General features: G+C 72.6%; 15 protein-coding genes. 7 read left to right on the top strand and 8 right to left on the bottom strand.

The genetic code is table 11. The features are described 5' to 3' along the window. Positions 1-70 precede the first annotated feature (70 nt). The 5 genes from pflA to BIV57_RS12785 all read right to left on the bottom strand — a co-directional run bounded on the left by pflA (position 71) and on the right by BIV57_RS12785 (position 8,594). Complete coding sequence (gene pflA, locus BIV57_RS12805; protein ID WP_071656884.1) at positions 71-844, bottom strand: pyruvate formate-lyase-activating protein; 774 nt, start codon at positions 842-844, stop codon at positions 71-73. After that, positions 844-3,096 carry a formate C-acetyltransferase gene (gene pflB, locus BIV57_RS12800; RefSeq protein WP_071656883.1) on the bottom strand — a complete coding sequence of 751 codons (2,253 nt, stop codon included), beginning with the start codon at positions 3,094-3,096 and terminating at the stop codon, positions 844-846. The genes pflA and pflB overlap by 1 nt, the downstream gene beginning before the upstream one ends. Before the next feature lie 26 nt (positions 3,097-3,122). Then, positions 3,123-5,732 carry a bifunctional acetaldehyde-CoA/alcohol dehydrogenase gene (gene adhE / locus BIV57_RS12795; RefSeq protein ID WP_071656882.1) on the bottom strand — a complete coding sequence of 870 codons (2,610 nt, stop codon included), beginning with the start codon at positions 5,730-5,732 and terminating at the stop codon, positions 3,123-3,125. Between the two features lie 251 nt (positions 5,733-5,983). Next, positions 5,984-7,612 (bottom strand): L-glutamate gamma-semialdehyde dehydrogenase, encoded by a 1,629-nt coding sequence (gene pruA / locus BIV57_RS12790; RefSeq protein ID WP_071656881.1) that lies wholly within the window; start codon positions 7,610-7,612, stop codon positions 5,984-5,986. A 55-nt stretch (positions 7,613-7,667) separates the two neighbouring features. Then, complete coding sequence (locus BIV57_RS12785; RefSeq protein ID WP_071656918.1) at positions 7,668-8,594, bottom strand: proline dehydrogenase family protein; 927 nt, start codon at positions 8,592-8,594, stop codon at positions 7,668-7,670. Positions 8,595-8,837: 243 nt separating this feature from the next. On the opposite strand from BIV57_RS12785, the gene BIV57_RS26560 reads away from it, so the two are divergent. From BIV57_RS26560 to BIV57_RS12760, 5 genes are all read left to right on the top strand, one after another. Next, positions 8,838-10,037: a PucR family transcriptional regulator gene (locus tag BIV57_RS26560; protein ID WP_071656880.1), complete on the top strand. Its 1,200-nt coding sequence runs from the start codon at positions 8,838-8,840 to the stop codon at positions 10,035-10,037. A gap of 155 nt (positions 10,038-10,192) precedes the next feature. Then, on the top strand, positions 10,193-11,527 hold the full coding sequence (locus BIV57_RS12775; protein WP_071656879.1) for a serine/threonine-protein kinase: 1,335 nt from the start codon (positions 10,193-10,195) through the stop codon (positions 11,525-11,527). 268 nt (positions 11,528-11,795) lie between these two features. Beyond that, the gene (locus BIV57_RS12770; RefSeq protein ID WP_071656878.1) at positions 11,796-13,121 is read left to right on the top strand and encodes a sensor histidine kinase; all 1,326 of its coding nucleotides are present in this window, start codon (positions 11,796-11,798) and stop codon (positions 13,119-13,121) included. Then, the gene (locus BIV57_RS12765) at positions 13,118-13,855 is read left to right on the top strand and encodes a response regulator (protein ID WP_071656877.1); all 738 of its coding nucleotides are present in this window, start codon (positions 13,118-13,120) and stop codon (positions 13,853-13,855) included. Before BIV57_RS12770 ends, BIV57_RS12765 begins: the two co-directional genes overlap by 4 nt. A 166-nt stretch (positions 13,856-14,021) precedes the next feature. Then, positions 14,022-14,984 carry a ribose-phosphate diphosphokinase gene (locus tag BIV57_RS12760; RefSeq protein ID WP_071656876.1) on the top strand — a complete coding sequence of 321 codons (963 nt, stop codon included), beginning with the start codon at positions 14,022-14,024 and terminating at the stop codon, positions 14,982-14,984. 123 nt (positions 14,985-15,107) lie between these two features. Here BIV57_RS12760 and BIV57_RS12755 read toward each other — a convergent pair whose 3' ends face one another. From BIV57_RS12755 to BIV57_RS12745, 3 genes are all read right to left on the bottom strand, one after another. After that, positions 15,108-15,521 carry a rodlin gene (locus BIV57_RS12755; protein ID WP_071656875.1) on the bottom strand — a complete coding sequence of 138 codons (414 nt, stop codon included), beginning with the start codon at positions 15,519-15,521 and terminating at the stop codon, positions 15,108-15,110. A 243-nt stretch (positions 15,522-15,764) separates the two neighbouring features. After that, on the bottom strand, positions 15,765-16,166 hold the full coding sequence (locus BIV57_RS12750; RefSeq protein ID WP_071656874.1) for a rodlin: 402 nt from the start codon (positions 16,164-16,166) through the stop codon (positions 15,765-15,767). Positions 16,167-16,425: 259 nt separating this feature from the next. After that, positions 16,426-16,668, bottom strand: coding sequence for a chaplin (locus BIV57_RS12745; RefSeq protein WP_071656873.1), 243 nt, complete (start codon positions 16,666-16,668; stop codon positions 16,426-16,428). Positions 16,669-16,911: 243 nt separating this feature from the next. Between BIV57_RS12745 and BIV57_RS12740 the strand changes: the two genes are divergently transcribed. Together BIV57_RS12740 and BIV57_RS12735 are read left to right on the top strand one after the other, a co-directional pair. Further along, on the top strand, positions 16,912-17,226 hold the full coding sequence (locus BIV57_RS12740; protein WP_071656872.1) for a hypothetical protein: 315 nt from the start codon (positions 16,912-16,914) through the stop codon (positions 17,224-17,226). Positions 17,227-17,355: 129 nt separating this feature from the next. Further along, positions 17,356-17,592, top strand: a complete 237-nt coding sequence (locus BIV57_RS12735) for a chaplin (RefSeq protein ID WP_071656871.1) — start codon at positions 17,356-17,358, stop codon at positions 17,590-17,592. Positions 17,593-17,827 lie beyond the last annotated feature (235 nt).

The following is a 17,827-nucleotide window of genomic DNA, read 5'->3' as shown; positions in this document are numbered from 1 at the left end:
CGCGGGGCGGCCGGGGTCTCGGCGGGGGAATCCGTGCGGGGCTGCTGTGCGGTGTCGGACATGCCGTCCATTAGACCGCGTGGAGTCCGGCGGCCCGGAAGCGGGCCCTCGCCTCCTCCACCCGGGCCGGCGTCGGGGACGGGGTGGCCTCCAGCGGGAACCGCTTGCCCAGGCCCTCCCACTTGGCCCGGCCGAGCTTGTGGAAGGGCAGCACGTCCACCCGCTCCACGTTGCCCAGCGACGCGGCGAAGTCGGCGACGCCGCCGACGTTCGCGGCGCCGTCCGTCAGCCCGGGGACGAGCACGAACCGCACCCACACCGCCTTGCCCAGGCCGGCCAGCCGCCGGGCGAAGTCCAGCGTGGGGCGCAGCGGCTGCCCGGTGAGGCGGCGGTAGAGGTCCGGCTCCCACGACTTGATGTCCAGCAGCACAAGGTCGACGTCCGCCAGCAGCGCGTCCGTCGCCCGCACCCCGAGGAAGCCGGAGGTGTCCAGCGCGGTGTGCAGCCCCAGCTCGTGCTTGAAGCGGTGGAACAGCTCGCCGGCGAAGACCGGCTGCAGCAGCGGCTCTCCGCCGCTGATGGTGGCCCCGCCGCCGGCCGCGTCGATGAACGTCCGGTACTTCGCGGCCTCCGCGACGATCGCGTCCGCGGTGGTGCGGCGGCCGTTGCGCATCCGCATGGTGTCCGGGTTCTGGCAGTACAGGCACTGCAGCGGGCAGCCGGAGAGGAACACGGTGAACCGGGTCCCGGGGCCGTCCACCCCGGTGGAGAGGTCCCAGGAGTGGACGGAGCCGGTGACCGCGCGTCCGGTGCGCTCCAGCACGGCGGCGGCGGGGGTGGCCATCAGAGCGTCCCGTGGAAGGTGCGGTTGATGACGTCGCGCTGCTGCTCGCGGGTGAGCCGCACGAAGTTGACGGCGTATCCGGAGACCCGGATGGTCAGATGCGGGTAGGTCTCCGGATGCTCCATGGCGTCCTCCAGCATCGCCCGGTCCAGCACGTTGACGTTCATGTGGAAGCCGTCCGCCGCCATGAACCCGTCCAGCACGCCGGCGAGGTTGTCGATCCGCTCCTCGGGCGAACGCCCCAGCGCGTCGGGGGTGATGGTGTTGGTCAGCGAGATGCCGTCCTCGGCGTCGTCGTAGGGCAGCTTGGCTACCGAGAGCGCGGAGGCGATGTAGCCGTGCTCGTCGCGGCCGTTCATCGGGTTGGCGCCCGGGGCGAACGGCTCGCCGGCCCGGCGGCCGTCCGGAGTGCTGCCGGTCTTCTTGCCGTAGACGACATTGGAGGTGATGGTGAGCACCGACTGGGTGTGCCGCGCGCCCCGGTAGGTGGGGTGCTTGCGCACCTTCCGCATGAAGGTGTGCACCAGCTCGCGGGCGATCGCGTCGGCCCGGTCGTCGTTGTTGCCGAAGGCGGGGTAGTCGCCCTCGATCGCGTAGTCGACGGCGAGCCCGGTCGCGTCCCGGATCACCCGCACCTCCGCGTGCTTGATCGCCGAGAGCGAGTCGGCGGCGACCGAGAGCCCGGCGATGCCGCAGGCCATGGTGCGCAGGATCGCGCGGTCGTGCAGCGCCATCTCGATGCGCTCGTAGGCGTACTTGTCGTGCATGTAGTGGATGACGTTGAGCGCGTGGACGTACGTCCTGGCCAGCCACTCCAGCATGGTGTCGTAGGCGGTGGCGACGGTCGGGTAGTCCAGGTACTCGCCGGTGATCGGCTCCAGGCCGGGGACGATCGTCTCGCCGGTGTTCTCGTCCCGGCCGCCGTTGATCGCGTACAGCAGGGCCTTGGCGAGGTTGACCCGGGCGCCGAAGAACTGCATCTGCTTGCCGACCGCCATCGCCGAGACGCAGCAGGCGATCGCGGTGTCGTCGCCGTACTTGGGGCGCATCAGCTCGTCCGACTCGAACTGCAGGGCGCTGGTGTCGATGGCGACCTGGGCGGCGAACTTCTTGAAGCCCTCGGGCAGCCGGCGGGTCCAGAAGACGGTGAGGTTGGGCTCGGGGGCCGGGCCCAGGTTGTAGAGCGTCTGCAGGGCCCGGAAGGTGGTGCGGTTGACCAGGGTGCGGCCGTCCTCGCCCATGCCGGCCAGCGACCAGGTCACCCAGGTCGGGTCGCCGGAGTACAGCTGGTTGTACTCGGGCGTGCGCAGGAAGCGGACGATGCGCAGCTTGACGACGAAGTCGTCGATGATCTCCTGGGCCTGCTCCTCCGTCAGCACGCCGGCCTCCAGGTCGCGCTGGAGGTAGATGTCGAGGAAGGCGTCGACGCGGCCGAGCGACATGGCGGCGCCGTTCTGCTCCTTCACGGCGGCCAGGTAGCCGAAGTAGAGCCACTGCACGGCCTCCCGGCCGTTCGCGGCGGGGCGGGAGATGTCGTGGCCGTAGCGGGCGGCCATCGCCTTGAGCTCGCCGAGCGCCTTGATCTGCTCGGCGACCTCCTCGCGGTCGCGGATGTTCTCCTCGGTGGGCCACGCCTCCAGCAGTTCGGCCTTGTCGGCCTTCTTCCCGGCGATCAGCCGGTCGACGCCGTAGAGGGCGACGCGGCGGTAGTCGCCGATGATGCGGCCGCGGCCGTAGGCGTCGGGCAGGCCGGTGATGATGCCGGAGTGGCGGGCGGCGCGGATCTCGGGGGTGTAGGCGTCGAAGACGCCGTCGTTGTGGGTCTTGCGGTACCTGGTGAAGATCTTCTTCACCTCGGGGTCGGCCTCGAAGCCGTAGGCGTTCAGGGCGCTCTCCACCATCCGCCAGCCGCCGGCCGGCATGATGGCGCGCTTCAGCGGGGCGTCGGTCTGCAGGCCGACGACGAGTTCGCGCTCGCGGTCGATCCAGCCGGGCTCGAAGGCGTCGATGCCGGAGGGGGTGTGGACGTCGACGTCGTGGACGCCGCGCGCGTTCTCCTCGGGGAAGAGCGCGAGCAGCTTGCCCCAGACGGCGGTGGTGCGCTCGGTGGGGCCGGCGAGGAAGCCGGCGTCGCCCTCGTAGGGGGTGTAGTTGTGCTGGACGAAGTCGCGGACGTCGACGGCGTCGCGCCACAGCCCGCCCCGGAAGCCGTCCCACGCGGTGGCGGCTGCGGTGGTCTCCTGGATGGTCATGGTGGCTCTCCTGTTCCGGCGGGCCGTCAGGCCGCGTTCCCGTAGTAGGCGTTGCGCATGATCCGCTTCATGTCCTCGCGCATCGGCATGCGCGGGTTGGCGGGGGCGCACTGGTCGGCGTGGGCGTTGTCGGCCTGCCGGGGCAGTGCGTCGAGGAAGGCCTTCTCGGCGACGCCGGCCTCGGCGAAGGAGGCCGGGATGCCGCACCGGTCGCGCAGCCGCTCCACGGCGCACGCGTAGGACTCCACGCCCTCCTCGGGGGTGGCGGCCGGCAGCCCCAGCATCTTGGCGATCTCCTGGAACCGCTCGTGGGCCCGGTAGGTCTCGTACTTGGGCCAGCCGGTGAGCTTGGTGGGGATCTGCCCGTTGTAGCGGACGACGTGCGGCAGCAGCAGGGCGTTGGTGCGGCCGTGGGCGAGGTGGAAGGTGTTGCCCAGGGTGTGGGCCATGGCGTGCACGAGGCCGAGGAAGGCGTTGGCGAACGCCATCCCGGCGACCGTGGAGGCGTTGTGCATCTTCTCCCGGGCGGCCGGGGCGGCGGCGCCCTCGGTGACGCAGGCCTCCAGGTTCTCGAAGATCAGCTTGATGGCCTGGAGGCAGAGCCCGTCGGTGTAGTCGTTGGCGTAGACGGAGACATAGGCCTCGGTGGCGTGGGTGAGGGCGTCGAAGCCGGAGTCGGCGGTGACGGCGGCCGGCAGGTCCATCGGCAGCGCCGGGTCGACGATGGCCACGTCCGGGGTGAGCGCGTAGTCGGCGAGCGGGTACTTCCGGGCCGCCTCCGGGTCGGAGATGACGGCGAAGGGGGTGACCTCGGAGCCGGTTCCGGAGGTGGTGGGGACGGCGACCATCTTCGCCTTCTCGCCCAGCGGCGGGAAGGCGAAGGCGCGCTTGCGGATGTCGAGGAACTTCTCCCGGGTGTCCTCGAAGGCGACCTCGGGGTGCTCGTACATCAGCCACATGACCTTCGCGGCGTCCATCGCGGAGCCGCCGCCCAGCGCGATGATGGTGTCCGGTGCGAAGTCCCGCATCGCGGCGGCGCCGCGCTCCACGGTGGCCAGCTCCGGGTTGGGCTCCACGTCGTCGATGATCTGCACGGCGACGGGCTCGCGGCGGGCGTTGAGCAGCGCGGTGGCGCGGGCGACGAAGCCGAGCCGGCCCATGGTCCTGTCGGTGACGATGGTGGCGCGGCGGATGCCGTCCATCTCGGCGAGGTACTTCAGCGCGTTCTTCTCGAAGTAGATGCGCGGCGGCACCTTGAACCACTGCATGTTGGTGGTGCGCCGGCCGATCCGCTTGATGTTCAGCAGGTTGCCGGCGGTGACGTTGCCGGCGACGGAGTTGCCGCCGTAGGAGCCGCAGCCCAGGGTGAGGGAGGGCGGGAAGGCGTTGTAGACGTCGCCGATGCCGCCGAAGGTGGAGGGCGAGTTGACGATCACTCGGATCGCCTTGACGCGCCTGCCGAACTCCTCGGCGAGGGCGTCGTCCTCGGTGTGGACGGCGGCGCTGTGGCCGAGTCCGTCGAACTCCACCATGGCGGCGGCGCGTCCCAGGCCCTGCTCGGTGCTCTCGGCGCTCATCACGGCGAGCACGGGGCAGAGCTTCTCGCGGGTGAGCGGCTCGTGCGGGCCGACGCCGGAGACCTCGGCGAGCAGGATGGAGGTGTCCTCGGGGACGGTGAAGCCGGCCTGTCGGGCGATCCACTGCGGCGACTTGCCGACGACGTCGGGGTTGAGCTTCGCCCCGGCGCAGTTCTCGCCGCCCGCGGTGGTGCCGAAGAGGAGCTCCTCCAGCTTGGCCTTCTCCTGCGGGGTGGCCCGGTGCGCGTGGAGCTTGGCGAACTCGGCCATCGCGGGCTCGTAGACCTCGGTGTCGATGATCGCGGCCTGCTCGCTGGCGCAGATCATGCCGTTGTCGAAGGCCTTGGAGAGCACGATGTCGTTGACGGCCCGGCCGAGCTTGGCGCTCTTGGTGATGTAGGCGGGGACGTTGCCGGCGCCGACGCCGAGGGCCGGCTTGCCGCACGAGTAGGCCGCCTTGACCATGGCGTTGCCGCCGGTGGCGAGGATGGTGGAGACCGCCTCGTGGTGCATCAGGGCGCTGGTGGCGGCCATCGAGGGGTGCTCGATCCACTGCACGCAGGCATCCGGCGCCCCGGCGGCGACGGCCGCGTCCCGGACGGTGCGGGCGGCCTCGGCGGAGGAGGCCTGGGCGCCGGGGTGGAAGGCGAAGACGATGGGGTTTCGGGTCTTCAGGGCGATCAGCGCCTTGAAGATCGTGGTGGACGTGGGGTTGGTGACCGGGGTCATCGCGCAGACCACGCCGACCGGTTCGGCGATCTCGGTGATGCCGTTGGTCTCGTCGCGGCCGACGACGCCGACCGTCTTCAGGCCGGCCATCGAGTGGGTGACGTGCTCGCAGGCGAAGAGGTTCTTGACGGCCTTGTCCTCGAAGACGCCGCGACCGGTCTCCTCGACGGCGAGGTCGGCGAGTTCCCCGTGGCGGTGCAGCGCGGCCAGGGCGGCCTTGCGGACGATCCGGTCGACGTCCTCCTGGGTGAACTCCTCGTAGGCCTTCAGCGCGGTGAGGGCGTCGGCGGTGAGGAGGTCGACCTCGGTCTCTGCGGTGCTGCGGGTCATGGCGCGTGCCCCTCGCGTGGAGAAGGTTCCGGCGTTACCGGTCTGCTGTCTCCATTGCACGCCTTGATGTATGCATCGTTCAGCGGCGAACGGCCCGAAGCGGACGGCCGTCCGGGGCAACAGGACCCCTCCGGACGCCGATCCACCCGCGTTGAGCTGCACCTTCACCGAAGACGAAGGTCCCCCCGGACTTCGTGAAAGTTTTCACTAGATCTCGGGGGGACCCGGGGCCGAGGGGGTCGGCCCAGCCGTCAGCCCATGTAGGGGTAGCGGTAGTCGGTCGCCGCCACCAGCGTCTCCTTGATGGCCCGCGGGGAGACCCAGCGCAGCAGGTTCTGCTTGGAGCCGGCCTTGTCGTTGGTGCCCGAGGCCCGCGAGCCGCCGAACGGCTGCTGCCCGACGACGGCGCCGGTCGGCTTGTCGTTGATGTAGAAGTTGCCGGCCGCGAAGCGCAGCACCTCGGCGGCGTGCGCGACGGCCTCCCGGTCCCGGGCGATGATCGCGCCGGTCAGGCCGTAGGGCGCCGCCGACTCCATCTGGGCGAGCGTCGCCTCGTAGGCGTCGTCCTCGTAGACGTGCACGGCGAGGATCGGGCCGAAGTACTCGGTGCTGAACACCTCGTTGGCGGGGTCGGAGCAGACCAGCACGGTCGGGCGGACGAAGTAGCCCACCGAGTCGTCGTAGGTCCCGCCGGCCAGCACCTCGATCGTCGGGTCGCCCTGGGCCCGGTCGATCGCCGCCTTGTTCTTGGCGAAGGAGCGGTCGTCGATCAGCGCGCCCATGAAGGTGGAGAAGTCGCTGACGTCGCCCACCTTGATGCCGTCGACCTCGGCCTTGAAGTCGTCCTTGATCTGCTCCCAGACCGAGCGGGGGACGTAGGCGCGGGAGGCCGCCGAGCACTTCTGGCCCTGGTACTCGAAGGCGCCGCGCACCATCGCGGTCTTGAGCACCGCCGGGTCGGCGGAGGGGTGGGCGACGATGAAGTCCTTGCCGCCGGTCTCGCCGACCAGCCGCGGGTAGGTCTTGTACCCGGCGATGTTCTCGCCGACGGTCTTCCACAGGTGCTGGAAGGTGGCGGTGGAGCCGGTGAAGTGGATGCCGGCCAGGTCCGGGTGGGCCAGCGCGACCTCGGAGACGTCCTTGCCGTCGCCGGTCACCAGGTTGATGACGCCCTTGGGCATGCCCGCCTCCTCCAGCAGCTCCATGAGCAGCCAGGCGGCGTAGGTCTGGGTCGGCGAGGGCTTCCAGATCGCCACGTTGCCCATCAGCGCGGGCGCGGTCGGCAGGTTGCCGGCGATCGCGGTGAAGTTGAACGGGGTGATGGCGTAGACGAAGCCCTCCAGCGGGCGGTACTCCATCCGGTTCCACACGCCGGGCACCGAGATCGGCTGGTCCTCGAGGATCTGCCGGGCGTAGTGGACGTTGAACCGCCAGAAGTCGCAGAGCTCGGCGGGCGTCTCGATCTCCGCCTGCTGCGGGGTCTTGGACTGGCCCAGCATGGTGGCGGCGTTCATCTTCTCCCGCCAGGGGCCGGAGAGCAGGTCCGCGGCGCGCAGCAGGATCGCCGCGCGGTCGTCGAAGGACATCGCGCGCCAGGCCGGGGCGGCCTTGAGCGCGGCGTCGATGGCGTCCTTCGCGTCGGCCTGCGTCGCGTTGCCCATGGTGCCCAGCACCGCGGCGTGCCGGTGCGGCATGACGACGTCGATGCGGGAGCCGCCGCCCATCCGCTTCTCGCCGCCGATGGTCATGGTCAGCTCGACCGGGCCCTGGCCCGACTGCCGCTTCAGCTCGGCCTCCAGGCGGGCCCGCTCGGGGCTGCCCGGGGCGTAGGCGTGGAACGGCTCGTTGACCGGCTCGGGAACCTGGGTTACGGACTGCACGGCGTCGGCCTGCCTCTCGCTTGGGTTCTGGACGGGATGGTGACGGTGGGTCGGTTCAGCGCGACAGCAGCGAGCGCGCGAAGAACGCGAGGTTGGCGGGGCGCTCGGCGAGGCGCCGCATGAAGTATCCGTACCAATCGTCACCATAGGGGACATAGACGCGCACGGTGGCTCCGGACTCGGCGAGGCGGCGCTGCTCGAAGGCGCGGATCCCGTAGAGCATCTGGAACTCGTAGGAGTCGGCGGAGCGGCCGTTCTCCCGGGCCAGGCTCTCGGCGATGCGGATCATGCGCAGGTCGTGGCTGCCCACCATCGGGCGGCCGCGGCCCGCCATCAGGATCCGCAGGCAGCGCACATACGCCTTGTCCACCTCGGACTTGGCCTGGTGGGCGACGGTGTCGGGCTCCTTGTAGGCGCCCTTGACCAGCCGGATGCGGGAGCCCTCGTGGGCCAGCGCCCGGCAGTCGTCCTCCGTGCGGTACAGCGCGGACTGCAGCACCGCACCGAGCCACGGGAAGTCCTCGCGCAGCTCGCGCAGGATCCCCAGGGTGGAGTCGATGGTGGTGTGGTCCTCCATGTCGAGGGTCATCAGCATCCCGGCGGCCTTGGCGGCCTCGGCGATGGCCCGGGCGTTCTCGCGGGCGATCTTCTCGCCGTCCGCGCCGAGCGCCTGGCCGCAGGCGGAGAGCTTCACCGACACCTCGTTGCCCGACGCCAGGCCGCGGTCGGCGAGCGTCTCGATGAGGGCCAGGTAGCCGTCGCGGGTGGCCTCGGCCGCGGCGCGGTCGAGGGTGTCCTCGCCGAGCCGGTCGAGCGTCACATGGAGGCCGCTGCCGACGAGTTCCTCGACGGCGCGCACGCCGTCCTCGGTGACCTCCCCGGCGACGAACCGTTCGACCACCTTGCGGGTGGCGGGCACGGCGGTGATCAGACCGCGGGCGCGCGAGCTGCGCGCGGCGGTCAGCAGGGCGGAACTGAGCAGGGACACGGGGCGGCCCTCCGAACAGCACGGAACACGTGCACAGGACGTCTTGCAGGGTGATGACGAGCACACCGTAGGGCCGGAACCGAACCCCGGGGATCGTCAGGTGTCACATCAATGCCCTCGGCTTCTGATACATATGTATGACACCTCCAGGGTGCACCCGCGCGGCGGCTTCCCCGAAGGGACCAAGGACGCTTGTGCGGACGGGCGAGCGGCGGTGCGCAACGGACCGGAGGGACCATGGCCGACGAGCTGCAGGAGATCGTCGACGCGGCCGCCGACCTGCTCGGCGCCCCGGCCACGCTGGAGGACCGCGACTTCCACCTCGTCGCCTACGCCGCGCACGAGGGCCCAGGCGGGCGCACCGCCCTCGACCGGGTCCGCGAGGAGTCGATCCTCGCCAAGCGCTCCACCGAGGAGGTGCGGCGGCTCTTCGAGGGCTACGGCATCGCCGCCGCCGACCACCCGGTGCGCATCCCGCCCGACCCGCAGCAGGGCCTGCTCGGCCGGCTCTGCCTCCCCGTCCGCTGGAAGGCCGTCACCCTCGGCTACCTCTGGCTGCTCGACGACGCGGTGCGGATCGGGCCGGCGCTCGCCGCCCAGGCGGCCCCGCTCTGCGACCGGGCGGCGCTGCTGATGGCCCGCCAGGCCCGCTCCCGCGCCGACCTCGGGCTCCGCCTCGACGACCTGATCTCCCCTCAGTCGGACGTGCGTGCGCACGCCGTCGACGAGATCGACCAGTCCGGCGTGCTCGCCCGGGACACCACCCTGGCGGTGGCCGTGCTGCGGGTCGCCGCGGACGGCGCCGGCGAGGCCCAGGGGCCGCTGCTCAACCCGTGGCGGCTGCCCCGCTCCGTCCTCACCACCAGCACCGACCAGGACACCGTGCTCGCCGTGCCGATGCGGCCCGGCGCCCGGGACGTCACCGCCTCCACCGCGATGCCGACCGTCGACCGGGCGCGGGCGATGGTCGCCGAGCGGCTGCCGCGCGACGGGCGCGCGACGGCGACCGGCGTCTCGGTGGGGCTCTTCGGGCCCTGCCACGGGCTCGCCGAAGTGCGGCAGGGCTGGCTGCGGGCGCGCGTCGCGGCGCGCGCGGCGGCGGCGACGGACACCGGCGGCCAGGGGCTGGTCCGCGAGTGGTCGCGGCTGGGCGCGGAGCGGCTGCTGTGGTGCGCGCCGGACGCGCGGCTCGCCGAGGCGGTGCTCACCCCGGGCACGACCCTGCTGCTGCAGCGCGAGGACCTGGCCCGCACCGCCCGCGCCTTCCTGGACGCGGCCGGCTCCGTCAAGGACGCCGCGCTGGAGCTGCGCGTCCACCGGCAGACCCTCTACCACCGGCTGCACCGCATCGAGGAGCTCACCGGCCTCGACCTCGCCGACGGCCGCGACCGCCTCACCCTGCACCTCGCCCTCACCCTCGGCCCCCACGTCGCCTGACGGGCCCGGGCGGGGCGGACGGAGGGGCGGAGGGGCGGACGGAGGGGCGGAGGGGCGGACGAGCGGACGAGCGGACGGGCCGCGAACAACCCACCGCGCAAACCGGGAACGCCGCCGCCCCCCTATATCGTCTTCACCGGAAGAGGGAGGTGCCCGTGAACCCGGGGGACATGCTCGACAACCGCTACCGCATCTCGCGCCGCATCGGCGCGGGCGGCTTCGGCGCGGTATGGGAGGCCACCGACACCCGCCTCAACCGCCCCGTCGCCATCAAGGTGATCACCCACGGCGGCGGCGAGGACGCCGAGACCGCCGCCGCCCGCTTCGCCCAGGAGGCGACGCTCGCCGGCGGGCTCAACAACCCCCACATCGTCACCATCCACGACTACGGCCAGGCGCTCGACCCCGCCACCGGCCTCACCGTCCTCTTCCTGGTGATGGAGCTGGCCCCCGGCCGCTCGCTCTCCGCCGTCCTGCACGACGACGGGCTGCCGCCGGTGCCGCGCGCCGTCGAATGGACCCGCCAGGTCTGCGACGCGCTGCGCGACGCGCACGCCGCCGGCATCGTGCACCGCGACATCAAGCCGGAGAACATCGTCGTCGACGAGCGCCGGGACGCCATCAAGGTGCTCGACTTCGGGATCGCCACCGCCGTCGGCGGCAGCTCGCAGCTCACCCAGACCGGCATGGTCATCGGGACGTTCCTCTACATGGCGCCCGAGCGCTGCCTCGGCAAGCCCGCCGGGCCCGCCTCCGACCTGTACTCCGTCGGCTGCCTGCTCTACCGGATGCTCACCGGCCACCATCCGGTGGCCTCGCCCGACGCCGAGGCCGTCACACTGCTCTACCAGCACGTCAACGAGGCCCCGGTGCCGCCCAGTTCGCGGCGGCCCAACCTGCCGCCCGCGCTGGACTCCGTGGTGATGCGGATGCTCGCCAAGGACCCGGCCGAGCGGCTCGGCGACGCCGGCGAGGCGATGGCCGCCCTCGCCGAGGCCGCGGGCCTCGGCGCGGCCACCGGGACCGCGGCCGCCGTCACCGGTGCCGGTGCCGGCACCACCGCGGGCATCCCCGCGCAGCCGGGCGCGACCTCGGCCGGACCGACCTCCGCGGGGCCGGCCTCCGGCGGCGGGCCCGTCACCGGCGTCACCGGGGCGACGGGGCGCACCGGCTCCGTCCGCGCGCGGCTCTCGCACCTCTCCGGGGAGGCCGAGACGATCGGCCGCCGCGGGGATCCGGCGCGCGCCCGCGACCTGTGCCGGGACATCGTCGAGGAGGCGGAGACCAGCCTGGGCTACCGCCACCGCACCACGTTGGAGTTCCGCCACCAGTACGCCCGCTGGACGGGCGAGGCCGGCGACCCCGAGGGCGCGCGGCAGATGTTCGTGCCGCTCCTGGAGGACTGCGAGAAGGTCTTCGGTGCCGAGCACTACGACACCCGGAGCACCCGCACCGCCCTCCAGGAGTGGACGACCCGAGCCGGAGCCTGAGCGAGCCGGAGCCCGAGCGGGACGGCGCCCGCTCACCGGCGGCCGGCCGCGAGCGGCGCCAGCGCGCCGCCGAGCAGCAGGACCGCCGCGACGACCGACATCAGGACCTGTACCACCGTCATCGCATCGACCATGGCGAATCACCTCCACCCCCCACGATCGCGCCGGCACCCGGGCCCCCGCCTCGGCCGTTCGGCCAGTTCATACCCGTTTTTCGTCAGCCGAACGGCCGATCCGGAGGTCAACCCGCAGCCGTACCTTGAGTGGCGTGGCCAGTACCTCGCTCCCCGTCCCACGCCGGTTCGTCCGCACCGCGGTCCGCTCGCTGTTCCTCGCGGCGCTCGCGCTGCTCTGGGTGCTCGACGCGGTCTCCTCGCTCGTCATCCACCGCCCCGAGCAGCACGGCTTCGCCCCCCAGCTGCTCAGCGGCGCCGCGGTCGCGGTGCTGCTCACCGCCGAGCGGCTCGGCCCGCTGCGGCTGCGCGCGCTGCTCGCCGTCCTCGTCTCGGGCGCCTGCACCCTGCTGATGCTCGCCTCCCAGGTCGGCGCCGCACCGCTGGGCTTCCCGGAGCCGCTCTCCGCCGACGGCCCCAACCCCCTCAGCGCCGTGATCGACTGGCGCGGCTCCCCCGGGGTGCTGGAGCTGGTGGTGCTCGTCCTGACGGTGCACCTGGTGGCGCACCGGGTCGCCCCGGCCCGCACCGCGCTGCTGCTCTCCATCGCCCTGCTGCTGGTGACGGCGGCGCTGCCGCTGCGCCGCTTCGGCCCCTCGGTCGGCGGCCTCGCCTTCTCCTTCCTGTGCGGGGTGGTGGCGCTGGCCGCCGCCGGGTTCGGCGCCTACCTGCGGATCGTCGAGGAGCGCCGCAACTCCCTGATGGAGCGGGCCCGGCACGCCGAGCGCCTCGAACTCGCCCGCGACCTGCACGACTTCGTCGCCCACCACATCACCGGGATCGTGGTGCAGGCGCAGGCCGCCCGCACCGTCGGCGCCACCGCGCCCGAGCGGGTCGGCCCCATCCTCGACACCATCGAGCAGGCCGGCCTGGAGACGCTCGACTCGATGCGCCGCCTGGTCACCGTCCTGCGCACCCCCCGCCCCGACGCCACGGCGGCGGGGGCCTCCCCCGACGCCCCCGAGGCGATCGCCGCCGCGGTGGAGGCGTTCCGGCGCTCCGGCACCGGCCCCCGCGTCGACCTGGAGATCACCTCCGCGGCCCGGGCCGCCCCGCTCAGCCCCGAGGCGGCCGGCGCCGCCCACCGGGTGGTCGTCGAGGCGCTCACCAACGTCCGCCGGCACGCCCCCGGCACCGCCGGCGCCCGGGTCGACGTCACCACCGGCCCGCAGGGGCTGCTGGTGGAGGTGCGCAACGCGGCCGCGCCGGGCGCCGCCGGTCCGCGCCGGTCCGCCGCGGCGCTGCGCGACGGCCGGGGCGGCTACGGTCTGGTGGGCCTCCGCGAGCGGGTCGAGGCCGCGGGCGGCGCGCTCGACGCGGGCCCGCTGCCGGACGGCAGTTGGCAGGTCTCCGCGCGCCTGCCGCTGCGCAGCCGAGCGGTGCCCGGGGGCGCCGCCGGGGGTGCGAGGCTGGAGCCGTGAACGACGCCGCCGCCCCCGCCCGTCCCATCCGCGTCCTGGTCGCCGACGACCAGGAGATGGTCCGCACCGGATTCAGCATGATCCTCGACGCCGCCGAGGGCATCGAGGTGGTCGGCGACGCCGCCGACGGCCTGGCCTGCGTCGAGGAGGCCCGCCGGCTGCGCCCCGACGTCTGCCTCGTCGACATCCGGATGCCCCGCCTCGACGGCCTGGAGGTCACCCGGCTGCTGGCCGGTCCCGAGGTGCCCGATCCGCTGCGGATCGTCGTGATCACCACCTTCGATCTCGACGAGTACGTCTACGGCGCGCTCCTCGGCGGGGCCTGCGGCTTCCTCCTGAAGGACAGCGGGCCCCACATGCTGGTGGAGTCGGTGCGGGCGGCCGTCCGCGGCGATGCGCTGGTCTCCCCCGCCATCACCGTCCGGCTGCTGCGCGCCCTCGCCGCCGAGCGGGCCGCCCGCGCGGCGGCCGCGGCGGCCGCCCCCGCGCCCCGCTCGCGGCAGGCGGCTGTGCCCGATCTCACCGGCCGGGAGCTGGATGTCGCCCAGCTGGTCGCCCGCGGCCGCACCAACCAGGAGATCGGCGCCGAGCTGTTCCTCTCGCTCTCCACCGTGAAGACCCACATCGCCAACCTCCAGGGCAAGTTGGGCCTGCGCAACCGGGTGGAGACAGCCGCCTGGATGTGGCAGCACGGCCTCGTCGGCGGCGGCCCGGAGGCGCCCGCCGGCCGGTGAACGGGAGATGGCCGAGGTGAGGCGCCATTCCACCGCCCGGTAGCATCGAAGTGGCTGCCCGGTGCACGTGCACGGGCTCTTCAGGCGTACTCGCCACCACGCAACCGCCTCTTCGTCCCCAGACCCCACCTCTCCTCCCCCGCACTCCTTCGTCTGGAGCACGACCGTGCATGACATCTCCGTCTTCAGCGGCAGCGCCCACCCCGAGTTGGCCGCCGAGATCTGCGCGCACCTGGGCGTGCCCCTGCGCCCGGTCCGCACCCAGCGGTTCGCCAACGACTGCATCGAGGTTCAGCTGCAGGCGAACTGCCGGGAACGCGACGTCTTCATCATCCAGCCCCTGGTGGCGCCGGTTCAGGAGAACCTGGTCGAGCTGATGTTCATGCTCGATGCGGCGCGCGGCGCCTCCGCCGCCAGGATCACCGTCGTCATGCCGCACTACGCCTACGCCCGCTCGGACAAGAAGGACGCCCCGCGGATCTCCATCGGCGGCCGGCTCGTCGCCGACCTGCTCAAGACCGCGGGCGCCGACCGCGTCCTGGCGATGACGCTGCACTCCCCGCAGGTGCACGGCTTCTTCGGGATGCCGGTCGACCACCTGCACGCGCTGCGCGAGCTGGCCGGGCACTTCGCGCACCTGGATCTCTCCAACACCGTGGTGGTCTCCCCCGACCTGGGCAACGCCAAGGAGGCCGCGGCCTTCGCCCGGCGGCTCGGGGTGTCGGTCGGCGCCGGCGCCAAGCAGCGCTACGCCGACGACCGGGTCGAGATCAGCGCGGTGATAGGGGACGTCGACGGGAAGGACGTCATCATCCTGGACGACGAGATCGCCAAGGGCTCCACCGTCATCGAGCTCCTCGACCGGCTGCGGGAGCGCAACGTCCGCAGCGTCCGAGTCGCCTGCACCCACGGCCTGTTCGCCGCCGGCGCGCTGAAGCGGATCGGCGACCAGCCGGAGGTGGAGGAGATCGTGTGCACCAACACGGTGCCGCTGCCCGAGGAGCAGCGCACCGACAAGCTCACGGTGATCTCGGTGGCCCCGGCGCTCGCCGAGGCGATGCGCCGGATCCACAACGGCGAGTCGGTGAGCTCGCTCTTCGGCGAGCCGAAGGCGCCGGTCGAGCCGTAGGACGCGCCCGCGTTCACGCAAGAACGCCGACGCGGATGCCCGGGAGCGACGGGCATCCGCGTCGGCGTTTTCGCTGCCACCGGGGGTCGGCGGCCGGGTCAGGGGCCGGGCGCCGACGCGCCGTCAGTGGTTGGCGCTGCCGTTACCGGCGATGCCGGAGATGTCGTTGAGCAGGTGCGAGGCGGCCTCGTCGCCCTTGGTCTGGGACGAGCCGGAGGCACACTGGGAGTTCTGCTTCGAGGAGAGCACCGGGATGTCCTGGACGCCCACGCCGACGCCGGGGATCGGCACGGCCACCAGCGTCTGCAGGTCGCCCTTGAGCGGGACGCCGGCGCACAGCTTGTTGAGGCTGCCCTGGCCCACCGAGGCGGACGGGGAGGCGTGGCCGCCGGTCATCTGGTTGCCGTAGACCTGCTTGGCACCGTCGCCGTCGGCGGTCATGTTGCCGGTCGAGTTGCCGACCGCGACGGCCGGACCGGCCGCCATCAGACCCGCCACCAGCGACACCGCGACCGCGGCGAGAGCCTTCTTCATCATGACGCTTCGTTCCTTTGTTTCTCAGGCGCGCCACGAAACCGGAAGTTCACTGAAATTCCACCGAGTTCCGGGATTGCGGGAGAGTCCGCGAGGCGCGTCGAAATCGGGGGGAGTGAGGAATGCGGTTTTCCGAGAGAGGGGGCGGGCCCGGCTGCCGGCCAACCGGGCCCTTCGTTGTGTCATTGGCGGCCGCGCGGGGCGGCCGCGGTCCGGCTCAGGAGCCGGACCGTCGGTCGGTCAACCTCAGTGGTTGCCGGTGCCGTTCCCGGACAGGACCGGGATGTTGTCCAGGATGTGCGACAGCGCGTCGTCGCCCTTGGCCTGGGTGGAGTTCTCGACGCACTGCTGGTTCTGCGGCGAGGACAGGACCGGGATGTCCTGGACGCCGATCGGCACGACGCCGACCAGGGACTGCGCGTCCACCTTGGCGGGCAGGCCGATGCAGGGCTTGTTCAGGGAGCCCTGGACCAGGCTCATCTGCGGGCTCATGTAGCCGCCCGTCTTGGTGTTGCCGTAGATCTGGCTCGCGCCGTTGCCGGCGGCCGTCGCGTTGCCGTGCGCGTTGCCGATGGCGGTGGCCGGGGCGGCGAACGCAATACCGGCGACCGCAACCGCGGCAGCAGCCACGAGGGACTTCTTGAGCATCTCTGCCTCCGTCTTTGTTTACTTTCTGCTGCCCCAGCTTCGGGCGCCGGGAGCTATTCCGCTCCGGCGACCCAGGAGCAAACTGGTCAACTGCGTTCCGACCGAAAGGTTCCGCAGGAATCTGCCGGATCACCCGTGCGGCCGAAATTTGTGACGGGGCGTAACCTTCTGGCGCCTATTGCGCAAAGCAACGGGGCCGGTGCCTTCTCGCACGTCGGCGAGGGGGCACCGGCCCCGGAGAGCGCGGTCGGACGCCGCGTCAGCCGTTGGCGCAGACGTTCCCGAACGTCGGGTTCAGCAGCCCGATCACATTGATGGTGTTGCCGCAGAAGTTCACGGGCACGTGCACCGGGGCCTGCACCTGCCAGCCGGACACCGCCCCCGGCGAACCGACGGCCGCACCGCCGGCCGCGGACGAGGCGTTGGCCGCCCCCGCGGCGGCGCCGACCAGTCCGGCCGCGACGGCTCCGATGCCGGCCGCCCGCACGACGGTCCTGCGCATAAGGGTCTCCCTCCACTGCTTCCTGCACGGAATGTGCTGTCCGTGGCCCCAACGAACCGCCGGCGGGAAGGTGACGCGGCGCGGGGCGCACGGGTGACGGCGCACGCCCTGCGGGCGGACGCGGATTGCTGCGAACGGAGGACCCCCCGTGTTCGCGGCGCCTCCGGCGCGTTGGACAGGGGGCAAGGCACCACCCGGGCGGCTCAACCCCCGGTAGCCCCTGTTCTGTTGGAAGGACAGCACGTGATCCGCATCCGTACCCTCGGCGCCGGCGCGGTCGCCGCGGCGGCCCTCACCGGCGTCGCCGCCGGCACCGCCGCGGCCGACGCCCCGCAGGCCCCCCTGGCCCCGCAGGCGCAGGCCCCCGCGCAGGTCGATCCGAAGCTCGCCACCGTCTACCGGGAGATGTCCGGGGACGGCAACACCGTCACCGGCGACGGCCGCATGGTCGGCAACATGCCGCTCTCGCTCTCCGAGCTGGGCACCGTCCAGGACCGCGTGACCCGCGGCGCCGCGGTGATCGGCGCGCTCGCCCAGCAGGGCATGCCGCAGGGCTGAGGCCCCCGGGGAGGTCCGGCGGGACACGCCGCCGAATGGACCAATACCGGGACCCGGGCGCCCTGTTCGGGTGGAATCGTCCCGTCGGGTTCGCCCGGGATGCCGTCGTCAACGAGGAAAGCAGGGATCATGCGCGCACGTACGGTGACCGCCGCCGCAGCACTGGCCGCCACGGGTGTCGTGGCCGCGGCCGGAGCGGCCTCCGCGTCCAGCGGCGCGGTCGGGACCGCGGCCGGCTCGCCGGGCTTCATCTCCGGCAACGAGGTGCAGGTCCCGGTGCACGTGCCGGTGAACTTCTGCGGCAACACCATCACCGCGATCGGGCTGCTGAACCCGACCTTCGGCAACATGTGCGCCAACGGCTGACGCCGTTCGACGCCTCCCGAACCCCGGGGCGGCCCCTCCGACCGAGCACCTGTCACTCGGCCGGAGCGGGCCGCCTTCGGCGTGTGGGGGCCTGCGGCGGACGCCGCCGGTGGACGGGTCGGCACCCGCCCCGGCCCGGCGCTCCGCACGCTGCCCAGGGGGCGTCGGGGCACAGCGGCGCTGCCGGTGGCCGCGGCGCGCGGGTCGGCGCAACCCGGACAGGACCTGACGGAGC

The organism is Mangrovactinospora gilvigrisea (assembly GCF_001879105.1).
GTDB classification, from domain to species: domain Bacteria; phylum Actinomycetota; class Actinomycetes; order Streptomycetales; family Streptomycetaceae; genus Mangrovactinospora; species Mangrovactinospora gilvigrisea.
Note: the sequence above shows the minus strand (reverse complement) of the source record. Positions and strands in the feature narration are given on the sequence as shown.

Coding starts and splice junctions, on each gene's coding strand:
- BIV57_RS12735 (WP_071656871.1), top strand. CDS start 17,356: ATGCGCGCACGTACGGTGACCGCCGCCGCAGCACTGGCCGCCACGGGT.
- pflA (WP_071656884.1), bottom strand. CDS start 844: ATGGCCACCCCCGCCGCCGCCGTGCTGGAGCGCACCGGACGCGCGGTC.
- BIV57_RS12755 (WP_071656875.1), bottom strand. CDS start 15,521: ATGATGAAGAAGGCTCTCGCCGCGGTCGCGGTGTCGCTGGTGGCGGGT.
- BIV57_RS12745 (WP_071656873.1), bottom strand. CDS start 16,668: ATGCGCAGGACCGTCGTGCGGGCGGCCGGCATCGGAGCCGTCGCGGCC.
- pflB (WP_071656883.1), bottom strand. CDS start 3,096: ATGACCATCCAGGAGACCACCGCAGCCGCCACCGCGTGGGACGGCTTC.
- BIV57_RS12750 (WP_071656874.1), bottom strand. CDS start 16,166: ATGCTCAAGAAGTCCCTCGTGGCTGCTGCCGCGGTTGCGGTCGCCGGT.
- adhE (WP_071656882.1), bottom strand. CDS start 5,732: ATGACCCGCAGCACCGCAGAGACCGAGGTCGACCTCCTCACCGCCGAC.
- BIV57_RS26560 (WP_071656880.1), top strand. CDS start 8,838: ATGGCCGACGAGCTGCAGGAGATCGTCGACGCGGCCGCCGACCTGCTC.